Raw genomic sequence first — 24,152 nt, forward strand, 5'->3', positions numbered from 1 at the left:
CCGGGCTCACGCGCAGCTGCGCTGCGCGTGAGCCCGGAATGACGAGGCAAATGCATGGCACGCCGCGCGCCATCGCATTCACTTCCCCGGCCATACCGGCTTGCGCTTCTCAGCGAATGCAGCGAGGCCTTCCTTGGCGTCCTCGGTCATTGCCAACAGCGCGATCTGGCTTTCGGTGTAGGCGATGCTCTCGTCGAACGACATCGCGGCGATCGCCCGCATGGCATATTTTCCGCGCCGGATCGCGGTCGGCGATTTGTCGGTGATCCGCTTGACCAGCCAATCGAGTTTGACGTCGAGCTCGTCCGCCGGCACCACGTGGTTCAGCAAGCCTGCAGCCTGCGCGGCGTTGGCGTCGAACGGCTCGCCGGTCAGCGCCCATTCGTTGATCAGCCGCCGCGGCGCGATGTCCTGCAGCAGGCTCATCACCTGCATCGGAAACACCCCGACCTTGACCTCGGGCAGCCCGAACAGCGCGTGATCGGCGGCCACCGCCATGTCGGTCATGCACAACAGCCCCATGCCGCCAGCCATGCAGGTGCCGTTGACCCGCGCGATCGCCGGTTTGGTGGCATTCTGCGCCAGCCGCAGCAGATCGGCGTAGTCGACATTGGGCTTGGAGAAGTCGAACGCGAAGGCGGCACCGGTGGATTGCAGATCGGCGCCGGCGCAGAATGCCTTATCGCCCGCCCCGGTCAGCACGATGACGCGGATTTGCGGATCGTCATGAGCCTCGCGATAGCCCCGCACGATGCCGTCGACCACGGCGGCATTGATGGCGTTGCGCTTGTCGGGGCGGTTGATGGTGATCCACAGCGCCTGCTCGCGCTTCTCGATGATCACGGCGTCATTGCTCATGGTCGATCTATCCTCGAGTTTCGTCATTGCGAGGAGGCTAAGTCGACGAAGCAATCCAGCTCAGTGCTCTGAGCTCCTGGATTGCTTCGCTGCGCTCGCAATGACGGGGCATGTCCGTACTCAACATTCACGTCGCGGCTTCGATCTCGGCGACGATCCGGCCGGTGGTGACCTGATCGCCCTCCGCGACGTCGATCGCGATGATGCCCGAAACCGCCGCGACGTGCACGTGTTCCATCTTCATCGCCTCCAGCGTCAGCACCGGCTGTCCGGCCGCGACGCTGTCGCCGGATTTCACCAGCACCGCGACGACGCGGCCGTTCAGCGCCGCGCGCAACTTGCCGTCGCCGCCGGCCGCCGCCGCGATCGCCGGCGCCGCACGGGTCAAATCGCGCACCGCATAAGTGATGCCGAGGCGTTGGATGAACAGACGATCGCCATCGCGGTGAAACACCGCGGATTCAGTCAAGCCATCGGCACGAAACCGGATCTGGTCGGCCGTCAGTTGCTCGATCTCGAACCTCGCCGCCTTGCCATCGGCGGTGGCCACATAGCCGCCATCGCGTTCGCGAAACACCTCGCAAGATTCGGCGCGGCCGTCGATGTCGAACTTCAACAGCGTCGGAAAGATCGCCGCCAGCGAGCGCCCCTTGCGCCACGGCCTGGCGTGGCGATCAGTGACATGCAGCAACAGGGCCGCCAGCGCGGCCGCCGGCACCGCATCGTCCGGCGGTGCCGCGACGAGGTCGTCGCGATGCTGGGCGATGAAGCCGGTGGTCGCCGCGCCGGCCGCGAACGCCGGATGGCGCAGGCAGGCGGCGAGAAGACCGCGATTGGTGGTGACGCCGAAGGCGATGGTGGCGTCGAGGCCGTGGATCAGCTTGCGCCGCGCCTCGTCGCGGCTGGCGCCATGGACGATGATCTTGGCGATCATCGAATCGTAAAACGGCGAAATCTCGCTGCCCGAACGCAGCGCGTGCTCGACCCGCAGATGTTCGGGAGCCCGCCACAGCGCCAGGGTGCCGGATTGCGGCATGAAATCGTGCCCGGCATCCTCCGAGCACAGCCGCACCTCGATGGCGTGGCCGGAAAACGTCACGTCTTCCTGTTGCAACGGCAGCGGTTGGCCGGCGGCGATGCGCAATTGCAACTCGACCAGATCGAGCCCGGTGATCGCCTCGGTGACCGGATGCTCGACCTGCAGCCTTGTGTTCATTTCCATGAAATAGAACGCGCCCTTGGCATCGAGCAGAAACTCGAGCGTGCCGGCGCCCTCATAGCCGATCGCCTTCACCGCCGCGACCGCGACGGCGCCCATCTGGTCGCGCAACGCCTGCGAGACCGCTGGCGACGGCGCCTCCTCGATCAGCTTCTGGTGCCGGCGCTGCACCGAGCAATCGCGCTCGCCAAGATGGATGGCGGCACCGTGGCGATCGCCGAACACCTGGATCTCGATATGGCGCGGTTCGACGATCGCGCGCTCCAGGATTACGGTCGGATCGCCGAACGCGCCCTGCGCCTCCGAGCGCGCGCCGCGCAGCGCGTCGGGAAACGCCGCGGCATCGCCGACCAGCCGCATGCCGCGGCCGCCGCCGCCAGCCACCGCCTTGATCATCACCGGAAAGCCGATCCTGCCGGCTTCGATCGCCATCGTGGCATCGCTCTGGTCGTCGCCCTGATAGCCGGGCACGCAGGGCACGCCGGCCTTCTGCATGATCGCCTTGGCGCCGGCCTTGTTGCCCATCGCGGCGATCGATTCCGCGCTTGGGCCGATGAACACCAGCCCGGCCTCGCGGCAGGCGGCCGCAAAGTCCGCGTTTTCGGCGAGGAAGCCATAACCGGGATGCACCGCGTCGGCGCCGCTCGATTTCGCCGCGGCGATGATCGCCTCGATCCGCAGATAGGATTGCGCCGGCAGCGCCTCGCCGATGCACACCGCCTCGTCGGCGTCGCGGACATGCGGCGCGTCGGCGTCGGCGCTGGAATGGACCGCGACCACGCCATAGCCGAGCCGGCGCGCGCTGCGCATGATCCGCAGCGCGATCTCGCCGCGATTGGCGATCAGGATTTTCGAGAACGGGGTCGGCTTCAACTCGGGCACGCTCATGGTCGCGCCACCGAAAACTGCATCCGCTGCGGCGTGCGCGCCTCGGATTCGCGGCAGATCGCCAGCACCTCGGCGAGCAGCGCACGGGTGTCGCGCGGGTCGATCACGCCGTCGTCGAGCATCCGCGCTGAGGTGGCGAACACGTCCATCTGGCCGTTGAACACCGCTGTGATCCCGGCCTTCATCTTGTCGAGCTTGTCCTGCTCGACCGGCACGCCGCGGCGGATCGCGGCGGCCTCAGTGACGATCGCCATGGTCTCGGCGGCCTGCTCGCCGCCCATCACTGCCGTCTTGGCATTCGGCCAGGAAAAGCAGAACCGCGGATGAAAGCCGCGCCCGCACATGCCGTAATTGCCGGCGCCGAACGAGGCGCCGCAATAGATCGTGATCTGCGGCACCGTGGCCGAGGTCACCGCCTGGATCATCTTCGACCCATGCTTGATCATGCCGGCTTCTTCGTAAGCGCGGCCCACCATGTAGCCGGTGGTGTTGTTGAGATAGAGGATCGGCGTGCGCGACTGGCAGCAGGCCTGGATGAAATGCGTCGCCTTGTTGGCCCCGGCCGGATCGAGCGGGCCATTATTGGTGATGATGCCGATAGCCTGGCCTGCGATCCTGGCGTGGCCGCACACCGTGGCCGGGCCGTAATTCGGGCTCATCTCGGTGAAATCCGAGTCATCGATGATGCGCGCGATCACCTGGCGCATATCGACCGGGCGCTTGTGATCCATCGGCACGATGCCGAGCAATTCTTCCGGATCGTGCCGCGGCGGATGATAGGAGGCCGGGTCCGGCCCACCGCCGGGCCGATCCCATTGCAGCCCCGCCATGATGTCGCGCGCAATCCGGATCGCGTCGCGGTCGTCCTCGGCCAGGTAATCGCCAAGCCCGGAAATCGAAGTGTGCATCTCGGCGCCGCCGAGTTCTTCCTCACTGGCAATCTCGCCGGTGGCGGCCTTCAGCAGCGGCGGGCCGGCAAGAAACGCCCGGGTGCGGCCGCGCACCATCACGATGTAGTCCGACAATCCCGTCTGGTAGGCACCCCCGGCGGTGGATGAGCCATGGGTCACCGTCACCACCGGCAGCCCGGCGGCCGACAGCAGCGCCAGATTCCGAAAGATGTTGCCGCCGCGGACGAAATCCTCGACCCGGTAGCGCAGCAGATTGGCGCCAGCGCTTTCCACCAGCTGCACGAAGGGCAGCCGGTTCTCCAGCGCCAGCTCCTGGATCCGCAGCGTCTTGTCCAGCCCATAGGGCTGCAACGCACCGGCGTCGATGCCGGAATCATTGGCGCTGATCATGCAACGCACGCCGGAGACGAAGCCGATGCCACCGATCACGCCGCCGCCGGGCACGCTGGCGTCCTCCTTCGGCGTGTCGAACATGTAGCCCGCCAGCGTCGACAATTCGATGAAGGGCGAGCCCGGATCGAGCACCAGCGCCACGCGCTCGCGCGGCAGCAATTGCCCGCGCTTATGAAAGCGCTCGCCGGATTTCGCCGAGGTCACGCGCGAGCGCGCTTCCAGCGCCCGCATCCGCTCGATCAACGCCAGCATGCCGGCGCGATTTGCCTTGAAGCTCTCGCTGCCCGGCGCCACGGTGGATTCAATGATGGCCATATGATTTCCTGGTGACGCGCATGGTCATCCCTTCCCCTTGCGGGGAGGGTCGGCCGAGCGACGACGATGCGCAGCATCGCCGGAAGTGGAGGCCGGGGTGAGGTGCCGCGGGCGCCGCGTAAGCGGCTCCCCCACCCGACCCGGCTTCGCTGCGCTTCGCCGGGCCACCCTCCCCACAAGGGGGAGGGATCAGAGTCCCGCGCGTCGACATCCTGTCGATCGTGAAAATCATGCCGAGCGGGCCTGATCCGACGCGAAGAAGTCGGCGAACTGATTGCGCAGTTCGACCTTGCGCAGCTTGCCGGTGGCGGTCATCGGCATTTCGGCGACAATACGGATCAGCTTCGGCACCTGGAAGCCGCCCAGATGCGCCTTGCAGTGCTCGAGAAGGCCGGCTTCGGTGGCCTCCGCGGCCGGCTTCAGCTTGACGAAAGCCGACACCGCCTCGCCCCATTGCGGATGCGGCAGGCCGACGACGGCGGCGTTCGCCACCGCCGGGTGGGCCAGCAGGGTCTCCTCGATCCGAACGGAGGCGACATTCTCGCCGCCGGATTTGATCATGTCCTTCTTGCGGTCGATGAACAGCACCTCGCCATGGGCGTCGATCAGCGCCAGGTCGCCGGTGTGGTGCCAGCCGAATTTGCGCGCCGCCTCGGTGGCGTCGGGGTCCTTGTAGTAGCCCATCATCACATTGGGGCCGCGATGCACCAGCTCGCCGATCTCGCCGGGCGGCAGCAGATGGCCGTCATCATCCATGATCGCCGTCTCGTTGACGATCATCGACTCGCCCCAGTAATTGCCGAAACGTTCGAGCTGGCGATCCGGCTGCGACATCGTGGTCGCCGGATACATCTCGGTCTGGCCGCTCGGCTGCATGAAGTTCGGGCACAATTCCTTGATGCATCGCTCCAGCAGCGGTCGCGGCATCGGCGCCATGGTGTAGACGCAGGCCCGCAGGCTCGACAGGTCGAACTCCTTGCGGCGCGGGTGGTCGAGGATCACCTGATACATCGCCGGCAGGCCGATGAAGATGCTGAGCCTGTCGCGCTCGATCGCCTGCATGCAGGCGACCGGATCGAAGCCGCGCAGGATCGACATCTTGCCGCCGACAGCCAGATAGCTCAGCAACAGCACATGCGCGGCGCAATGGAATAGCGGAAACTGCCCGGTGATGCCGTCATTGCGGTCGAGATGGATCTCGATGCAATTGCTCATCACCGCCATCACCACCGCGAGGTGACAATGCATCGCGCCCTTCGGCCGCGAGGTGGTGCCGGATGTGTAGATGATCATCGCCAGGTCGCGATCGTCGAAGGCGATCTCCGGCTCGCGATCGGACTGGCCCTCGATCAATTGGTAGAAGCTCTGCAGCCCGGCCGCCGCGGCGGTGCCGGTGAGATCGATCGCCACCATCGCGATGCCGCGCTGCTGCAAAGCGGCCCGGCGCTCGGTCTGGGCGTGCAGATTGTCGTCGATCAGCGCGAATTTGACCTCGGCGTGGTCGAGGATGTAGCTCATATCGTCGGGGCCGAGCATGGTGTTGATCGGCACCCAGACCAGGCCGGCGCGGTGAATCCCGAACAGCGCTTTGACGAATTCAACCGAGTTGTTGCAGATCGTCGAGATCTTGGCGCCAGGCTGCAGCCCGCGCGACACCAGATAATTGGCAAAGCGGTTGGCGTCGCGCTCCAGCTCGTCATAGCTGACACGGCGCTCGCCGTCGGTCAGCGCGACCCGCTCGGGAAAACGTCGCGCCGCCCTTTTCAACAAATCGCCGATCGCGACCCGGCCGATCCGGCCCGGTCCCGGCACGCCGCCGGTGGCTTGCAGATTGGTCATCCTGTTTCCCTCCGTGCTCGGTGCCAGCTCTTGCGGCTGGTTGATGTGTGCCACTTGCTCAGGTCATTCCGGGGCGCGCGCAGCGCCAGCTGCGCGCGAACTCGGAATCTAGCGTGACATCGCTCCGCTTTGCCTGTGGCGAAATTCCGGGTTCGCTCGGCCCGCGGCCTCAGGCCCCGGAATGACCATCCTCAATGCAGCAGTCCAAAAATCTGTCGCGCCTCGGCGGGGCTCGCAATTTCCCGCCCTGCCCGCCTGGCGCAGCCGGCGATCTCCTCGATCAATTGCCCGTTCGAGCTCACCTTCTCGCCGCTGGCGAGATAGAAAGTGTCTTCCAGGCCGCAGCGCAAATGGCCGCCGAGCTCGGCGCAGCGCTGATGCAGCGGCCAGATCTCGGCGCGGCCGATCGCCGTCACCTGCCAATGCGCGTCCGGCGCCTTCAGCTTCAGCAGGATCGGCAGCAATTCCGGATCGGCCGGCATGCCGGAGGCGACGCCCATCACGAAATTATATTCCAGCGGTCCCGCATACATCCCGGTCTGGCGATACATCCCGACGCAGCGCACGATGCCGACATCGAAACATTCGAATTCCGGAATCGTGCCGGCCTGTTTCATGACGTCGAGATAGTCCTGCACCTTCTCCACCGCATTATCGAACATCATCGGCGGCCACGCCCATGTATTGTCGGATTTGACCTTGAGATAGTTCAGCGAGCCGGCATTGCAGGCCGCCATTTCGGGCCTGGTCTCGCGCACGCAATTGAGCGCGCCCTCATAGTGCGGACCCGAGGTGCCGGTGGTGTGATTGATGATGACGCCGGGGCAGGCTTCGCGAATGGCCTGCTGAATCTCGCGCGACACCGCCACATCCCAGCTCGGCAGATGGCCCTTGTCCGGCTCCTGCTGGCGCAGATGGATATGCATCACGCTGGCGCCGGCGTCATAGGCCGCCTTGGCTTCGCGCGCCATCTGCTCCGGCGTCACCGGAACGTGGTGCTGCTTCGGATCGGTCAGCACGCCGTTCAGCGAGCAGGTAATCACGGCCTTGTCGCCCATGCTGTGTCAGCCTTTCGGATCGAATGAATGCGCGCTGCGCGGTACCGGCATGATGGGTGGCGGCCAATCCGCCTTCTTGCGTCCACGCGCTATCGCCCTCCGATCGATCTTTGCTGCGCCCGCGTTGATCCCACCTCTCCCATAGGGAGAGGTGAAGAAGCCCGCTTCGGCTCGGCGCGCCTATTGCCGGCCTTGGCGCAGATCGGCGCTCACGCCTGCCGCGGGATCGCTGCGATAGATCGCCAGATCGCGCGAGCCGGAAAAGATCGCGCGCGGCTGCAGGCCATAGAACCGCCGGATCGAATGGCTGAAATGGCTGGAGTCCGGATAGCCGATATCCTGCGCCAGATGCGCCAGGTTGATGTCCTCATTGACGAAGTGCAGCAGATGCCGCGCCCGCTTCCAGGCCCGCAGTGCCCGGAATGAAATTCCGGTCTCGTCCTTGAACAGATGCAGGAACCGCGACTGCGACAGATTGACCATGCCGGCGCAATCGTCGGCGGTCGCCGCACTGCCGGAAAAATCATTGAGCCGGACGATGGTGCGGGCAATCCGGCGGTCGATCGACCGCACCGGCAGCGCCTCGCCGAAAAACAGCGTATCGAATTCGGCGGTGGTGAAGCCGTTGCGCCGGCCGCTGGCGAGCAGCGCCAGATAGGCCCGGCGAATCCGGCCGGCCAACACGCCCTCGCCCGCGCCGCCAATGCGGGCGCCCAGCGCGGTCATCGCCGCGGGATCGACCGTCTCCGGTTCGATCATCAGACAGACCACCGAGCGGCAATCGGACTCGACGCTGTGTGCCCGATAGGGCGGCACGAAGGCCATCGCGCAGGCCCGGCTGGGGCCGCCCTCGACGCTGATGCGCAGCTTGCCCTCAAGCGAGGCATAGACGGAATAGCCGCCGCAGGAGCGTTGCCGCGGCCGGCCCAGCAGGCCGGCATAAAACACCCGCTCAGGACTGATCAGCATCAGATGCCCGCAATCCGGGCATTCGTCGTCGTTCATTTGGCCTCCCGATGGCGGTGTTGGCGCCTGTTGCCGCATCGCTGCGGAGCCCTCTGCGGGGCAAGCGGGAGAATACAGCAAAGCCCGGCGCTGTCACCGGGTCATGCGCGCCGGGGAACGTTCTGCTGCTCGCCGGCCAGGGTCTCAGCTGCCACCGCGCGGCGATAGCCATCGCGCTGCTGCAGCCGCTGCCAATAGGCCTGGACATTGGGGCCGAAATCCTTGGCCAGCCCGATATTCTCCGCCAGCCGCAGCCCATAGCCGATGACGATATCGGCGGCGGTGAAGCGCCCGGCGCAGAGCCATTCGGCCTGCCCGGCGGCGGCTTCCACCGCACGCAGCCGGCCCAGGAACCATTTGGTGTAATCGCCGGCGACCTGCGCGTTCCGCCGCTCTTCCGGCTCGAGCTGAGTGTAGCGCAGCACCAGGGTCTGCGGAAAGGTCAGCGTCGCGTCGGAAAAGAACATCCAGTTCAGATAGGCGCCATAGGCGGCCTCCTCGACGCCCACCACCAGCGGGGTCGGCCCATGCCGGGTGCCGAGATAATGGCAGATGCCGGACGACTCGGTCATTCGGGTGTCGCCGTCGATCATCAACGGGATCGTTCCCAGCGGATTGATCGCCAGATAGTCCTTGGCCAGCACCCGCGGCGGAAACGGCAGCATTTTCAGCTCATAAGCGAGCCCCTGCTCCTCCAGCATCCATAGCGGCCGAAACGAGCGCGCGGCGTGGCAGTGATACAGCGTGATCATGTCGGTTTCCGTCCCTTGGGTTTTTGTTGTTGGTGCGTATCATCGTAAACACCCTACGCCGTCATTGCGAGGAGCGCCGGATCGGCGACGAAGCAATCCAGGGCTCAGCATTCGGAGCCCCTGGATTGCTTCGCTGCGCTCGCAATGACGAGTAGTGAGGCATTCAACTCACTTCTGTCCCATGCCCGGCAGCGTGCCCATCATCTTGCACAACACGCTCAGCATCACCTCGTCGGCGCCGCCGCCGATCGAGGCCAGCCGCGTGTCGCGATAGGCCCGGCTCACCGGGGTCTCGTTCATGAAGCCCATGCCGCCCCAATATTGCAGGCAGGCATCGGTGAGTTCGCGGCCCAATCGCCCGGCCTTCAGCTTGGCCATAGTGGCGAGTTTGGTCACGTCCTCGCCGGCGATCAGCGCCTCGGCGGCGCGGTAGGTCAGCGCGCGCAGCAATTCGACCTCGGTCTGCAATTCGGCGAGCCGGAAATGCACCACCTGATTATCCAGGATGCTGGCGCCGAACGCCTTGCGATTGCGAGTGTAGTCGATCGTCTCGTTGATGGTGCCCTCATGCGCCTTCAGGCAGGCGGCGGCCGCCCACAGCCGCTCCTCCTGGAATTGCAGCATCTGGTAGGTGAAGCCATGGCCCTCCTCGCCGATCCGGTTGCGCTTCGGCACCCGCACCTCGTCGAAGAAGATCTGCGCGGTGTCGGACGAGCGCATGCCCATCTTGTCGAGGGTGCGGGCGACGGTGACGCCCTTGCTCTTCATCGGCACGATGATCAGCGATTTGTTGCGGTGCTTGGGGCCGTCGCCGGTATTGGTGAGCAGGCAGATCCAGTCGGCCTGGGCGCCATTGGTGATCCACATCTTGCCGCCATTGATGACGTAGTCGTCGCCATCGGAGTGCGCCGCAGTCTTGATCGCCGCGACGTCGGAGCCGGCGCCGGGTTCAGAGACGCCGATGCAGGCCACCGCGTCGCCGGCGATCGCGGGCGCCAAGAACTCGGCACGTAATTCGTCGGAGCCGAACCGCGCCAGTGCCGGCGTCGCCATGTCGGTCTGCACCCCGATCGCCATCGGCACCGCGCCGCAATTGATGGCGCCGAGCTCCTCCGCCATCATCAGCGCATAGGAATAGTCGAGCCCCTGCCCGCCGAATTCCACCGGCTTATTCAGACCGAGAAAGCCGAGCGAGCCGAGCTGCTTGAACAGCTCATGCGCTGGAAAGATGCCGGCCTTCTCCCAGTCGTCGACATGCGGGTTGATTTCAGCCGCGATGAATTTCTGCAGGATGCGGCGCGGCTCGTCATGGTCGGTGGTGAACAGCATTTCCTGGTACCTTCAAGAGTCAAACCGTCAGTGAGTTCATCGTGCCCCGGACGCAGTGCATCGCGCCGCCGTTGCGGCGTGATGCACTGCAGAGCCGGGGCCCCGGTTGCTTAGCGGCGCCAAGAATAAGCGGGGTCCCGGTTCTGCGGAGCAGCGCGAAGAGCGCTGCACCGCGCCCGGGACACGAACCACCACTCACAATCCCATCTGCCGGCTGGCGAGATCCTTCATGATCTCCTCGCTGCCGCCGCCGATGGCGTTGACCTTGACCTCGCGATAGATCCGCTCGACCTTGATGCCGCGCATATAGCCGGCGCCGCCGAAGATCTGCACCGCCTCGGAGGCGCAGAATGCCATGGTTTGCGTGGCCTGGTTCTTCAGCATGCAGATTTCGGCGACCGGGTTTTCGCCCTGGTCGAGCCGCCAGGCCAGCAGTTCCAGCATCGCCTGCGACGCCGCGACCTTCTGCGCCATGTCCACCAGCTTGTGGCGGATCACCTGATGCTGGCTCAGCGGCTTGCCGAAGGTGACGCGCTGCTTGGCGTAGTCCATCGCGTCGTCGAGACAGACCCGCGCCGCCGCGGTGCAGCCGGCCGCCATGGTCAGGCGCTCATGGTTGAAATTATGCATGATGATCTTGAAGCCGGAGCCTTCCTCGCCGAGCAGATTGCCGACCGGCACACGGCAGTCGTCGAAATGCAGCGTCGCGGTGTCGGAGGACCACCAGCCCATCTTCTTCAGCGCGGTGCGCGACAGGCCCGGCGAATCGCCCTCGATCACCAGCAGGCTGACGCCGCCCGGCCCCGGCCCGCCGGTGCGCACCGCGGTGGTGATGTAGTCGGCGCGCATCCCGGAGGTGATGAAGGTCTTCTCGCCGTTGACCACGTAGTGGTCGCCGTCGCGCCGCGCCGTTGTGCGCAGATTGGCGACGTCGGAGCCGCCGGAAGGCTCGGTGATGGCGAGCGCGGAAATCTTGTTGCCGGAAAGAATTTCCGGCAACACCCGCGCCTTGAAGGCCGCGGTGCCGGCGCGCGCGATCGGCGGCGCGCCGATCGAATTGCTTTTCAGGCTGGCGCTGACGCCGCCGGCGCCGGCCCGCGCCAGTTCCTGCACCGCGATGATCCACATGAAGCGGTCGACTTCGCTGCCGCCATATTCCTCGGGAAAGCCCAGCCCGAGCAGCCCGATCGCCGCCGCCTTTTGGTAAAGCTCGCGCGGGAACTCGCCGGCCTCGTCCCATTGATGCGCGAATGGCGCGATTTCCCGGTCGACGAAGCGGCGCACCATGTCGCGGAAGGCGTCATGCTCGGCCGTATAGAACGGGCTCTTGGTCAATGCGACACCTGCCAGCTGCGATCGCCTCAGGATGCCGGCAAAACCCACGGCCAACTTGCGTTGACTGGCTGATTCGGAACCGGCTACGGCTTCTTCTGCAGCGCGATATAGGACGCCAAATCCTTGGTATCCTCGACGCTCAGCGCCATGTTGGCCATCTTGGGATGCGGCTCAAGCAGGAAAGTGCCGAGCTTGTGTTCGTCGAAGCCCGGCCGCTCGGCGATCGATGCGAAAGACGGCGCCAGATCGGTGCCTTTGCGCTGCTCCTCGGAGACCACATGGCAGCTGGTGCACCAGCGCTTCGCCAGCGTTTCACCCTTGTCCGGATCGGCGGCAAACAATGAGCCGCTCGAGCCGGCAAGCATCAGCAGCGACAGTCCCAATTTCACATGGCGCATGGCGTTTCCTATCTCCGCGGGCGCAAGGCGGCACAGCCACCGCTCGCGCCGGTTGATCGGTTGCAGATGTACTGCAACCGGCCGGCAGGCGATAGACGGTCACCCCAAATTTGGGTTCCACGGGCCGGCGAAGCGGCTGCGCTGGATTTCCACCCATCGAAAAAATGCTCTATAGCCAAGTCATGGATAGCGATCCGGCCCTCCCCCAGCGATGCTGACCGCTCAGCGTGACTCGATTCGGCTGCTGCGCGCCATCTTGGTGGCCTCGGTGGTATTGCCGGCCGCGTTGTTCGGCTACGCCTCATGGCTGGCCTATGACAACAGCCAGGCCACCGCCGACCGGCAGATCGAGCAGACCCGGGATATCATCACCGAGCACGCGCTCAAGGTGTTTGAATCGGTCGAACGCAGCCTGGCGGAGATCAACGAGATCGTCCGCGACCTGTCCGACAGCGAGATCGCCGCGAGGGAGGCCGCGCTGCACCAGCGGTTGAGACGGCTGGCGCGGAGCTCGCGTCAGATCAAATCGCTGTGGGTGTTCGACCGCCACGGCAAGGCCCTGGTCAACAGCCTCAGTTTTCCCTCGGGCAGCCTCGATTACTCCGACCGCGATTACTTCAAAGCCCATGTCGCCGGCAACATCGGCACATTTGTCGGCGCGATCCTGCAGCCGCGGCAACCCTATGACGGAGCCGCATTCTTCGGCGTCAGCCGGCGACGTCCATCGTCCGACGGCAGCTTCGCCGGGGTCACCCAGGCCTCGCTGCTACCGGGCTATTTCGTCGGCTTCTACGCCAAGCTCGGCGGCGAAGCCGGCGGCTACGCCGCGCTGATCCGCGCGAACGGCCAGATCCTGGCGCGGGTCCCGGCGATCGGCGAAAACATCGCGCTCGATCCTCACGGCACCCTGTTCAAGACCATCGCGGCGCATCCCGACGAAGGTGTCGTCACCAGCACGTCGCGGGTCGACGGCGTCGAGCGCAAAGTGGCCTATCGCAGGCTGCCGGGGTTTTCGGTCTATGTGATGTCAGGCCTGGAGACCCGCGTGATCCGGGACCGTTGGCTGGCGCAGGTCGGCAGCTATCTGATCTTCGGCCTGCCGGCGACAGCGGCCCTGATCGCGATCGTGCTGCTGGCGTTGGCCCGGACCCGCAAGCTGTACGAAGAGGCCGGCCGCCGTCAGGTCGCCGAGGACGCGCTGAAACAATCGCAACGGCTGGAAGCGCTCGGCCGGCTTACCGGCGGCGTGGCGCATGATTTCAACAATCTGCTGATGGTGGTCGGTGGCTCGGCGCAGAAATTGCGCAGACGCCACAGCGATCCGCAGGATCAGCGCAGCCTCGACATGATCGATTCCGCCGTCGCGAAGGGCGCCGGCCTGACCCGCCAGTTACTGTCGTTCTCGCGGCGCCACAGCATCGCGGCCAAAGTGGTCGATCTCGGCCGCAGCATCGCCAAGTTCAGCGACGTGTTGCGGCAATCGGTGCGCAGCGACATCGCCATCGAGATCGCCCAGCCGGCGCAGCCGGTCGCGGCGCGGATCGACCCGAACGAATTCGAGATCGCGCTGCTCAACCTCACTTTGAATGCCCGCGACGCGATGCCCGAGGGCGGTCGGATCAGCATCTCGCTGCGGACCGAGGCGCTCAACAATCACGGTCCGAACCGGCTGACCGGCGACTACGCCGTCGTCAGTTTCACCGACACCGGAACCGGAATTCCCGATGACATCCGCGAACAGATCTTCGAGCCGTTCTTCACCACCAAGACGGTCGACCGCGGCACCGGCCTCGGTCTGAGCCAGATCTACGGATTTGTTCAGCAGTCGCATGGCGCGATTACGGTCGATAGCACCGTCGGCCGTGGCACCACATTCAAGATGTATCTGCCGCGATCGGCCGAACAGCCTTTGCCCGAGCCCGCCGAGAGCAACGCGTCGCCGGCGGCGCAAGTGACCAGGCAGACCACATTGCTTCTGGTGGAGGATCATCCGGATGTCGCGGCGGTGGCGTCAGACTATGCCGAGCAATGTGGTTACCACGTTCTGCACGCCAGCTCGGCCGAGGCGGCGATCGAGCTGCTCAATACGCGGCACGATATCGAACTGGTATTTTCCGACATCGTGATGCCGGGCATGAGCGGACTCGAACTCGCCCGGCTGATCCGCGATCATCACCCGGAAATCCCCGTGGTTCTGGCATCGGGCTATAGTGAGCGCACCGCGACAGCCGTGCGCGAAGGATTCCCCCTGCTGCACAAGCCCTATACGATGGACGCGTTGCGGCAGAAATTAGTTCAGGCGATCAACAGCCGGCCGGTGAACCACCCGGATTCACCAGCGCGTTGACGCCGCGTCGCGCCACAACGGCGCGGCGTCGCGTTCGGGACGGCCTACCAGCGGCGCCAATGCCGACCGTAGTAGCCATGGTGACGCCAGCCGCCATAATATCGAGGACCACCGAACGACGCGACGATCGGACCGCCATAGCCGTAATACGGCCGATAGGCCGGCCGGTAGCGATAATAGGGCCGCGGCGCGTAGTACACATAGGCCGGCTCATAATCATAATAGCGGGGCGCGTAATATCCCGGCCCGTAGGCGTAGCGTGGTCCGTAATAGGGGCCATAGGCATAGGCATTCGACGCCAACCCGGCGAACAGCATGCCGGCTGCGAGTCCTCCGACCAGTCCGGGACCGAAGCCGCCGCGAGCCTGCGCAGGCGCAGCCGAGCCCGCCGCCAGCGCCGCAACGGTAGCCAGAACGATAGCTATCCTTTTCATTTTGATGTCCTTTCGACGTTGCAACGGCCGAATAACGGCAACCGATCAGAAAAGTTGCAAGGACCCGGCGCGCCGATCAACTGCCCCAGATTTTGACGACCGAACACGGCAAAAATCGGGAAACCGGCACCGCCTGGAGGGCGGGCTTGGCTGGGTTGCCTGGGTCGCTTGGCTTGATCGGACCGACGTCCGCCCCGGCAGCTTGCAGCGTCGGCGCCGCCTGGGGCGTTAGCCCGGCCCGTAGCGACGCGATGCCTCGATGGTCAGCCCCTTGCCGACCGCGCCGAAACTGTCGCCATCGACGATTCGCGCCGCGGGCAGCGCCGCGGTGATCGCCTTGCGCACATGCGCCAGCCGCACCGAACCGCCGGTCAGGAACACGGCGTCGACGCCGTCCGCCGCAAGCTGCGCCTGCGCCAGGCACAGCTCGATGCGCGCGCCGATCCGCTTGGCGAGCTGCCGCGTATGACCGACCAGATCGGGCCGCGCGATCGAAACGTTCAATCCCGGCTCGATCCATTCCAGCGGAATCGCCGCGGTCTTGGCATCCGCCAGCGCGATCTTGGCGGCCTCGACTTCCATCGCCAGCGTATGTCCGCGCTGCTCGTCGATCACCCGCACCAGCCGATCCAGCAGCTCCGGCTGCTTCGCCTCGAAGCGCACCTGGCGCAGCTCGGTCAAAACCTTCTGGTCGTACATCCGGTTGATATTGGCCCAGGTCGCCAGATCGTGGAAGTAACCGGACGGCACGTCGAGGCCGGCGCGCTTCATCGGGCTGCGAAAGCCGAACAGCGGCATCACCGTTCCGAGGCTGAGCTGGCGATCGAAATCGGTGCCGCCGATCCGCACGCCGTCATTGGCCAGAATATCCGCCTTGCGATCGGCCTTGAGGTGCCGCTCCGGGCTCAGCCGCACGATCGAAAAATCCGAAGTGCCGCCGCCGATGTCGGCGATCAGCGCGATTTCCTCGCGCCTCACCTCGCGCTCATAGTCCAACGCCGCCGCGATCGGTTCGAACTGAAAGGTGACGTCGTCGAATCCGATCCCGCGCGCGATCTCGCGCAGGGTTTCCTCCGCCTTGCGGTCGGCGGCCGGATCATTGTCGACGAAATGCACCGGCCGACCATGTACCAGCTGGCGCAACGGCCGTTCGCTGGTCTGCTCGGCCCGTCGCTTCACGGCGCCGAGATAATAAGCGATGATCGCGCGAAACGCGGTGCGCTGGCGCCCGACCATCGTGGTCTCATCGATCAGCGAGGTGCCGAGCACCGATTTCAGGCTGCGCAGCAGCCGGCCGGGCACGCCCTCGACATAGGCGTCCATCGCCCGGCGCCCGATCAGCACGGCGCCGGCGACCTCGTAGAAGATCGCGCTGGGAATCGTGCTGTGGCCGGGTTCCAGCGCGCACAACACCGGCGCGCCACCAATGATGGTCCCGAGCGTCGTGTTCGACGTTCCAAAATCAAGTCCACACGACGACATCAGCGATCCCAAAAGGAACGTTCGTCTACACACATCGCGCGCGCCGGGCCAGAACTATATTTTTGCCTCAATTGCAGTCGCCGATGGTCGCCAACAGCGCGTCTTTTCAGCATGAAATGCCGCCATCCACAGCTTGTGCGGACACCTCGCAACGGGCTTGATGATGGGGCCGGCTTTGGTCCATAAGCCGTCTCCCCGGCGGCCGGCGGTTCTCCGGCTCCCTCTCTCGACGAAAGATTCGCGCGTGGCAAACATCATTCGACAGATCGCCGACGAACTCGGAGTCCGCGAACAGCAGGTTGAGGCCACCGTGGCGCTGCTCGACGGCGGCGCCACCGTTCCGTTCGTGGCGCGCTATCGCAAGGAAATCACCGGCGCGCTCGACGACGCGCAGCTGCGCACGCTGGAAGAGCGCCTCACCTATCTGCGCGAGCTCGAAGAGCGACGCACCGCGATTCTGAATTCGGTGCGCGAACAGGGCAAGCTCGACGCCACGCTGGAAGCGGCGATTCTCGCCGCCGACAGCAAGGGCCGGCTCGAGGACATTTATCTGCCCTACAAGCCGAAGCGCCGCACCAAGGCGGAGATCGCACGCGAAGCCGGCCTCGAGCCGCTGGCCGAATTGCTGCTGACCGCGCCGGACGGCGATCCGCAGCTCGCCGCCGCCGCCTTCGTCGATGCTGACAAGAACGTCGCCGATGTCGCCGCCGCGCTCGACGGCGCCCGCGCGATTCTGGTGGAGCGCTTCGCCGAGGACGCCGATCTGATCGGCAGCCTGCGCGAGCAGATGTGGTCGGCCGGGTTGATGACGTCGAAAGTGCGCGACGGCAAGAACGATGCCGGCGCGAAATTCTCCGACTATTTCGATTTCAGCGAACCGCTGCACAAGCTGCCGTCGCATCGCATTCTGGCGATGTTCCGGGGCGAAAAGGAAGAGATCCTCGATCTGCACGTGCTGCCCGAGCCGGTCTCGGCGACGCCGGCGCCGGTTAGTCCCTTCGAATTGCGGATCATGAACCGCTTTGCGATTTCCGATCGCGGCCGCCCCGGCGACCGCTGGCTGCTCGACACCGTGCGCTGGGCCTGGCGCACCAAGATCCAGGTCCATCTCAACATCGATCTGCGGATGCGGCTATGGACCGCGGCCGAGCAGGAAGCGGTGCGGGTGTTCGCCTCCAATCTCCGCGACCTGCTGCTCGCTGCACCGGCCGGCGCGCGGGCGACGATGGGGCTCGATCCGGGCTTTCGCACCGGCGTCAAGGTCGCAGTGGTCGACGCCACCGGCAAGGTGGTCGCCACCACCGCGGTGTTCCCGCATGAGCCGCAAAAGCGCTGGGACGAGGCGCTGGCGATCCTCGGCAAACTCGCGCGCGAACATCGCGTCGAGCTGATCTCGATCGGCAATGGCACCGCCTCGCGCGAGACCGACAAGCTCGCCACCGAATTGGTGAAACTGCTGCCGGAATTGAAGATGGCCAAGATCGTGGTGTCGGAAGCTGGCGCCTCGATCTATTCGGCCTCCGCCTTCGCCTCTGAAGAACTCCCCGACCTCGACGTCACCTTGCGCGGCGCGGTGTCGATCGCCCGGCGGCTGCAGGATCCCTTGGCCGAACTGGTCAAGATCGATCCGAAATCGATCGGCGTCGGCCAGTATCAGCACGATCTCGGCGAGGCGAAATTGTCGCGCTCGCTCGACGCCGTGGTGGAAGACTGCGTCAACGCCGTCGGCGTCGACGCCAACACCGCTTCCGCGCCGCTGCTGGCCCGCGTCTCCGGCATCGGCGCCGGCCTGGCGCAGAGCATCGTGCAGCATCGCGACGCCAACGGCCCGTTCGATTCGCGCAGCGCGCTGAAGAAGGTGCCGCGGCTCGGGCCGAAGGCATTCGAGCAATGCGCTGGCTTTTTGCGGATCGCCGGCGGCAAGGACCCGCTGGACAATTCCGGCGTGCATCCGGAGGCCTATCCGGTGGTGCGGAAAATTCTCGCCGCCACCAAGAGCGACATCAAGGCGCTGATCGGCAATGGCGAGATGCTGCGCCAGATACGGCCGCAGAATTTCGTCGACGACAATTTCGGCCTGCCGACCGTCACCGACATTCTGCGCGAATTGGAAAAGCCCGGCCGCGATCCGCGTCCGGCCTTCAAGGCCGCAGTGTTCATGGACGGCGTCGAGACGCTGAAGGATTTGAAGCCCGGCATGATCCTGGAAGGCGCCGTCACCAATGTCGCGGCGTTCGGCGCTTTCGTCGATATCGGCGTGCATCAGGACGGGCTGGTGCATATTTCGGCGATGTCCAAAACCTTCATCAAGGATCCGCGCGAAGTGGTGAAGCCCGGCGACATCATCAAGGTGAAGGTGCTGGAGGTCGACGTCGCGCGCAAGCGGATCGCGTTGACGCTGCGGCTCGACGACGAACTCGGCGCCCGGCCCGATCGCCAGGCCGATCGCGCCGCACAGATGCCGCGCGGCAACAACGCCCGCACGTCCTCATCCGCGCCGTCGCGCGGCAAGGCGGCAGAGGCGCCCAGCAGCAACCCGTTCGCGGACGCGTTCAAGAAGGCCGCCGAGGCGAGCAAGAACGGCAAGCACTAGACCAATTCCGGTTCTGATAGAATCAGAACCGGAGCTCTGGATTCTTGTTTTGACGCGTTTTCTTCACGCGAACCGGTACCCACTTCGCTCGAAAACGCTCTAACGGCAGAACGAGAACCGCCAGCGCCGTTCGCATCAACGGCGCTCGCCAAAGATCGCCGGCGCGGGTCCGAGCGATCCGCGCCGAGCCACAAACCGGGTCAGAACGTGGCCTTCAGGCCGGCATAGACCGCGCGCGGTCGGGCCGGATTGACTGAACGCGCGTCGGTGAATTCGGCGCCGCCATTGGCGAAATTCGGCACCGCGTCGGTCTCGAAGAACGTTCCAAAGGTGGAGTAGTGATGGTCCAGGAGATTATCCACGCGCGCATAGATCTGAAATGTCTTGTTGATCTGATACGACGCGTGAACATTGAAGACCGTATAGGATGGCAACAATTGCGCCTGATTGGATTCATCGCCGACGAAATATTGACGGCCGACGAACAGCGCATCGCCACCAACCTTGAGCGCATCGGTGACAGCCACATCGACGCCCAGCTTGACGCGATGGCGCGGGATCGCCGGGATCCGGTTGCCCGGCACGATCTGGACGTTGCCGTCTTCGTCGGCGAACGGGCTATTGGAGCCGACCTGCAGGGCATCGAGAAATCGCGCATCGACCAGCGCATAGCTGGCGTAGAGTTGTAGCGTCTTCGAGGTCAGATTGACCTGCGCTTCGATCCCCTGGCGGCGGGTCGAGCCGACGTTCTGGAAATAGCCGAACCCCTGCAAGGCGGGACTGGGAATCGCCAGAATGTCGTCGCTATTCTTGGTGCGGAATCCGCCGAGCTTCCAGCCCAGCGTGCCGATCTCCAGTTCTCTGCTGCCGCGCAGGCCGGCTTCCAAAGTGCGGGAGACGACCTGTTTCAGCGGCGGGTCGGAGACCAGGAACGCGGCGATGATACAGGGATTGGCCGGATCGGCGCAGCCCAGTTCCAGCGGGGTCGGCGCGCGGTTGGCTTCCGAATAGCCCGCATAGGCGGTCAGACCCGGGGTGATCTTGTAGGTGCCGCCGATGATCGGGTTGAAACGGTCGTAGCTCTGATTGCCGTTCAGCGCGCTGCCGATCTGATCCTCCAGCGTGATCCGCGCATGATTGAAGCGGCCGCCGCCATTGATCGAGAACGTGTCGGTGACGTCGAACGTATCGAGCGCGTAAACGCCGGTATATTGATTGATCGCCCGCAACGACACCGGGCCGATCGACACCGGGTCACCGGATTGCCCGAGAAAAACTCCGTTGCCGCTGACGACATAGTCGGTGCCGAGCGTGCCAAGCTCAGCGCTGGCGGAAAAATGCGTGACGCTGCGGTCGAAACTGGCGCCGACCACGAATTGATTGTCGTGTCCGACGATCTGGTCGGAATTGGTCGCCTGCAGCGACACACCGGCCGTGGTCGAGCGGGTCGTGGTGCGGTCGATCTGCCCCAGCACGGCATCGGGATCGAACGGATTCGCCAGCTGGGTGCCGCCGAGGCCATTGGCCGGCGTGTCGTCATCGTTGAAGCAAAGCTGGGTCGGATCGGCGGCGCAGGGCCTGGTCGCGGTCGGATTGCCATCCACCGATTTCTGATTGAACACCCGCAGATGCGCCGATCCTTCGAGCGTCCAGCTCGGCGTCGCCTCGGCCTTCCCCGTCAGATTGAGATAGCCGACGCGGTTGGTCGAGGTCTGCGGCGTGGTGTAGGTCGCGCCGTAATAACGATCCAGCAATTCGGTCGGCACCGTGGCGGCGGCGCCGAACTTGTTGTCGGCGACGCCCATATTGAGGTGGAATTCGCTGTCCGCGCTGCGGTAGCCGACGTCGCCGTAGAAGCGACGAACATCCGACGCGGAGAAATTGCGGTAGCCGCCATCGTGCAGGCCTTCGAGCGCGCCATAGATTGCGAATTGGTCGACCTGCTTGCCCCATTGCGCCGAACCTTGCACCCGCCCGTAGGAGCCACCCATGACGTCGAGTTCGGCGCCTTGATAGTTGAACCCGTCCTTCATCTGCACATTGACGGCGCCGCCCAGCGCGTTGAGTCCGAAGGCGGGATTGTTGGTAACCACCGTCACCGAACGGATCGCAGCGGTGGGGATCAGGTCCCAATTGACGGTGTCGCCGAACGCCTCGTTGACGCGGACGCCGTTCTGATAGACCGCAAGACCCTGCGGGGTGCCGGCAACCGGCGATGCCACGAAGCCGCGAAACTGAACGTCCGGCTGAAAGGGATTGCCGGTGACGTCGCTGAGCACGACGCCCGGCACCCGTTGCTGCAAGGCATCCGCGATGTTCAGCGAGCCGGTGCGCTGGATCTGCGCGGCGCCGACCGCGTTGATGCTCGACGCCACCTTGTCGACGTCGATCCCGGCGCCCGGGGTCGGGGTGGGGCCGGTCGGGTAGACGTAGACCCGTCGCGTTGGTCGTGCAGCCCGCCGCGCCGTCCTGTTGCGAGCGGGCTGGGCCTCGGTCGCCGGTGCCGTCACCACGATCGCCGGCAAGGCCTCGTCGGCATCATTGGCACTTTGGGCCTGCGCATGACCACTCGCGGATATCAGACAAATCGAAACCTTTCCGAGAAAAACAAAACGCGCGCCCATTGCCCCATTCCCATCCGTGCCGGCTGTGTCTGCGCCGGTTAGCTGCAGGCGATAGTAATGCGCCTCCCAGGTTGCGCATCTTCAAAAAATCCAGCTGCGACAGGGCATTATTCCCGAGAACGTCGGGAAGATTTCCCGATTCAATTGCGTGCATCGGCCGGAATCACGGCTTCCACGGTGACGCCATCCGCGCCGGAGGCGACCGTCAGCGTACCGCCCAGTGCCAGGATGCGCTCACGCATCCCCGTCAAACCGAAGCCGAGGCTGTGATCCGGCTTCAAGCCGATTCCATTGTCGCGGACCCTTACCAGAACCGCACCCCTGCCCGCGCGCGCCGAGATCAGCTCGGTCGGATCAATGGCGATGCTGATAGCGGTCGCGCCGGCATGCCGAAACACATTGGTCAGCGCTTCCTGAACGGTGCGGTAGATCGTCAGATCGGCGGTCTCGCCGGCCTCGCCGAGCGCCGGCGAGAACGTCATGTCGACCACGACGCCCGGATGAGATTGATCCCATAACCGCAACAGCGAACCAAGCGCCTCGCGCAGCCCAAGCTCGGTAAGCCCCACCGGACGCAGTTTTTCCAGCACCCGCCGATTGGATCGCTGCAGGGCGTTGACTTGCTCCAGGATGGCGCTGCCGCATTGACGCGCGGCCTCCGTGTTCGGCTCGCCGGCATCTGCCATCCGCGTCAGCGAGCCGGCATGGGCGCGCAGGGCAAACAGATAGGGACCGAATTCGTCGTGCAGCTCGCGCGCGATCTCCTTGCGTTCAACATCTTGCAGCGACACGACGCGCTCGGCCAGGCGCCGCTTGTCATCGACCGCGGCTTCGAGCGCCGCCGCCAGCTGATTGAGCTTGTCGCAAATCGCCGCCAGCTCCGGCGGACCGCTTGGCCGAACCCGCGTCGCATAGTCGCCGCCTGCAATTCTGGTCATCGCTTCCGATAGTTTCTCGATGGGAGACAGCGCACGGCCGACGACCGTGGTGGTAATAAGGAATAGAACCAGCGCAACGGCCGACCCGACCGCGAGCTGGGTGAGGATGCCTTGCCATATCTCGGCCATCTCGTCGTTCGGATGCGAGGCAATCAGCAGCGCGCCGGGTTGGCCCTTGACCGCAATCGGAACAGTCACCGTGGTGGTTTGCGGATGAACCAGGGTGACAAACCACGCCGGCACCACTTGCGCCGCAGTATCATCGCCGGGCGGGTCAGTCGTGACCGGCTCCGCTCCGCCAGCATCGGTCTGCCATTGGACGCTGACATGACGCAGGCGATGCAGATCCCGCACCATCCGAGCCAGCCTGGCCTCCGGGTCGGGGGCCTCGTTCAGACCGACGACCAGCGTGGCGATGAATTCGCGCGCCAACCGGATCACGCTTTGATCTTCCGCCTGCACCCGAGGCGCCGCCTCCAGTACCAGCCGCGCGATATTGACGGCCAGACCCAGCGTGAGAACCAGCGCCAGCAGCAGGTTGATCCGGGCGCGCAGCGACAAGTTCCGCCACATCGAGTTTGTCCGCGAGCGATGCCGCCTCGGTTATCGACCATCAGCGGCGTTGACAGAAAATTCAAGCACCTATCTAAATACAGCCTAAAGTAGTCTCACGCGCGATGCATGAGCGGGCGAAGTAAGCGCTGTGTCGGTTACCGTGCCGCGGCAATTTAATGCGATGCAGCATGGGACCGGAACGGTATTCGGGGCCTGTACCATGCGTGTCCTGATCGTTGACGATCATCCCATTGTCGCATCGGGCTGCCGTGCGCTATTTGCCGATCACCCAGAGACCTTGCTGCTGGAAGCCGCCGATGCCGAAAGCGGCGAGCAGATCTTTCTGGCGCAACGCCCCGATGTCTGCGTCCTCGACATCAATTTGCCGACCGTGTCCGGCTTCGAACTGACCCGCCGCCTTCTCGCCCACGATGCCGAGGCCCGGATCATCATCTTCAGCATGAACGACGATCCGGCTTTCGCCGCACGCGCGATCGAGGTCGGCGCCAGGGGCTATGTTTCGAAAACCGGCGATCCCCGCGACCTGGTCGAAGCCATCCGCGAGGTTGGTAATGGCGGGGTCTATCTATCGCCGGCGATCGCGCGCAGCATTGCGTTTGCCCGCCCCGGCATCGCCCAAAGCCCGTTGTCGAAGCTCAATTCGCGCGAAATCGAGATCTTGCGGCTGCTCAGCACCGGAAAAAGCCTTGCCGAGATCGCCTGGCTGATCCAATCGTCATACAAGACGGTCGCCAACACCTCGTCGCTGATGCGCCAGAAGCTCGGCGTGCGCACCTCCGCCGAATTGGTGCGGCTGGCGATTGCGAGCGGCGTCGCTTAAGAGCGTTTTCGAGCGAAGTGGCAACCGGTTCGCGTGAA

General features: G+C 65.0%; 17 protein-coding genes. 3 read left to right on the forward strand and 14 right to left on the reverse strand.

The window, feature by feature from the left end:
• Window positions 1–78 precede the first annotated feature (78 nt).
• From RBJ75_RS09280 to RBJ75_RS09325, 10 genes are all read right to left on the reverse strand, one after another.
• Window positions 79–858, reverse strand: coding sequence for an enoyl-CoA hydratase/isomerase family protein (locus RBJ75_RS09280; RefSeq protein ID WP_044418636.1), 780 nt, complete (start codon window positions 856–858; stop codon window positions 79–81).
• 127 nt (window positions 859–985) lie between these two features.
• Complete coding sequence (locus RBJ75_RS09285; RefSeq protein WP_044418633.1) at window positions 986–2,965, reverse strand: acetyl/propionyl/methylcrotonyl-CoA carboxylase subunit alpha; 1,980 nt, start codon at window positions 2,963–2,965, stop codon at window positions 986–988.
• Window positions 2,962–4,584, reverse strand: coding sequence for an acyl-CoA carboxylase subunit beta (locus RBJ75_RS09290; RefSeq protein WP_044418631.1), 1,623 nt, complete (start codon window positions 4,582–4,584; stop codon window positions 2,962–2,964). Before RBJ75_RS09290 ends, RBJ75_RS09285 begins: the two co-directional genes overlap by 4 nt.
• A 228-nt stretch (window positions 4,585–4,812) precedes the next feature.
• Window positions 4,813–6,423, reverse strand: coding sequence for an AMP-binding protein (locus RBJ75_RS09295; protein ID WP_044414944.1), 1,611 nt, complete (start codon window positions 6,421–6,423; stop codon window positions 4,813–4,815).
• A 191-nt stretch (window positions 6,424–6,614) separates the two neighbouring features.
• Complete coding sequence (locus RBJ75_RS09300) at window positions 6,615–7,481, reverse strand: 3-keto-5-aminohexanoate cleavage protein (RefSeq protein WP_044414942.1); 867 nt, start codon at window positions 7,479–7,481, stop codon at window positions 6,615–6,617.
• Between the two features lie 180 nt (window positions 7,482–7,661).
• Complete coding sequence (locus tag RBJ75_RS09305) at window positions 7,662–8,486, reverse strand: helix-turn-helix domain-containing protein (RefSeq protein ID WP_044414940.1); 825 nt, start codon at window positions 8,484–8,486, stop codon at window positions 7,662–7,664.
• A 101-nt stretch (window positions 8,487–8,587) separates the two neighbouring features.
• The gene (locus RBJ75_RS09310) at window positions 8,588–9,238 is read right to left on the reverse strand and encodes a glutathione S-transferase family protein (RefSeq protein ID WP_044414938.1); all 651 of its coding nucleotides are present in this window, start codon (window positions 9,236–9,238) and stop codon (window positions 8,588–8,590) included.
• A 168-nt stretch (window positions 9,239–9,406) separates the two neighbouring features.
• A complete protein-coding gene (locus RBJ75_RS09315; RefSeq protein WP_044414937.1) occupies window positions 9,407–10,567 on the reverse strand; it encodes an acyl-CoA dehydrogenase family protein in 1,161 nt (386 codons plus the stop codon).
• A 195-nt stretch (window positions 10,568–10,762) separates the two neighbouring features.
• On the reverse strand, window positions 10,763–11,902 hold the full coding sequence (locus RBJ75_RS09320; protein ID WP_044414935.1) for an acyl-CoA dehydrogenase family protein: 1,140 nt from the start codon (window positions 11,900–11,902) through the stop codon (window positions 10,763–10,765).
• 83 nt (window positions 11,903–11,985) lie between these two features.
• Window positions 11,986–12,300: a c-type cytochrome gene (locus RBJ75_RS09325; protein ID WP_044414933.1), complete on the reverse strand. Its 315-nt coding sequence runs from the start codon at window positions 12,298–12,300 to the stop codon at window positions 11,986–11,988.
• A 211-nt stretch (window positions 12,301–12,511) separates the two neighbouring features.
• Here RBJ75_RS09325 and RBJ75_RS09330 point away from each other — a divergent pair, with 211 nt between their 5' ends.
• Window positions 12,512–14,647 (forward strand): hybrid sensor histidine kinase/response regulator, encoded by a 2,136-nt coding sequence (locus RBJ75_RS09330; RefSeq protein ID WP_044414931.1) that lies wholly within the window; start codon window positions 12,512–12,514, stop codon window positions 14,645–14,647.
• Between the two features lie 44 nt (window positions 14,648–14,691).
• Here RBJ75_RS09330 and RBJ75_RS09335 read toward each other — a convergent pair whose 3' ends face one another.
• Both RBJ75_RS09335 and RBJ75_RS09340 read right to left on the reverse strand, forming a co-directional pair.
• Window positions 14,692–15,081 (reverse strand): hypothetical protein, encoded by a 390-nt coding sequence (locus tag RBJ75_RS09335; RefSeq protein ID WP_044414929.1) that lies wholly within the window; start codon window positions 15,079–15,081, stop codon window positions 14,692–14,694.
• A gap of 228 nt (window positions 15,082–15,309) precedes the next feature.
• Complete coding sequence (locus tag RBJ75_RS09340; RefSeq protein ID WP_044414927.1) at window positions 15,310–16,563, reverse strand: Hsp70 family protein; 1,254 nt, start codon at window positions 16,561–16,563, stop codon at window positions 15,310–15,312.
• 244 nt (window positions 16,564–16,807) lie between these two features.
• Here RBJ75_RS09340 and RBJ75_RS09345 point away from each other — a divergent pair, with 244 nt between their 5' ends.
• The gene (locus RBJ75_RS09345; RefSeq protein ID WP_044414925.1) at window positions 16,808–19,156 is read left to right on the forward strand and encodes a Tex family protein; all 2,349 of its coding nucleotides are present in this window, start codon (window positions 16,808–16,810) and stop codon (window positions 19,154–19,156) included.
• Window positions 19,157–19,356: 200 nt separating this feature from the next.
• Here RBJ75_RS09345 and RBJ75_RS09350 read toward each other — a convergent pair whose 3' ends face one another.
• Both RBJ75_RS09350 and RBJ75_RS09355 read right to left on the reverse strand, forming a co-directional pair.
• A complete protein-coding gene (locus RBJ75_RS09350) occupies window positions 19,357–21,780 on the reverse strand; it encodes a TonB-dependent receptor (RefSeq protein ID WP_276156947.1) in 2,424 nt (807 codons plus the stop codon).
• 140 nt (window positions 21,781–21,920) lie between these two features.
• On the reverse strand, window positions 21,921–23,291 hold the full coding sequence (locus tag RBJ75_RS09355; protein WP_276156946.1) for a histidine kinase: 1,371 nt from the start codon (window positions 23,289–23,291) through the stop codon (window positions 21,921–21,923).
• A 202-nt stretch (window positions 23,292–23,493) separates the two neighbouring features.
• Between RBJ75_RS09355 and RBJ75_RS09360 the strand changes: the two genes are divergently transcribed.
• Window positions 23,494–24,114 (forward strand): response regulator transcription factor, encoded by a 621-nt coding sequence (locus RBJ75_RS09360; protein WP_044418876.1) that lies wholly within the window; start codon window positions 23,494–23,496, stop codon window positions 24,112–24,114.
• Window positions 24,115–24,152 lie beyond the last annotated feature (38 nt).

Origin of the sequence: Rhodopseudomonas sp. BAL398 (genome assembly GCF_033001325.1) — a bacterium.
Classification (GTDB): Bacteria; Pseudomonadota; Alphaproteobacteria; order Rhizobiales; family Xanthobacteraceae; genus JARJEH01.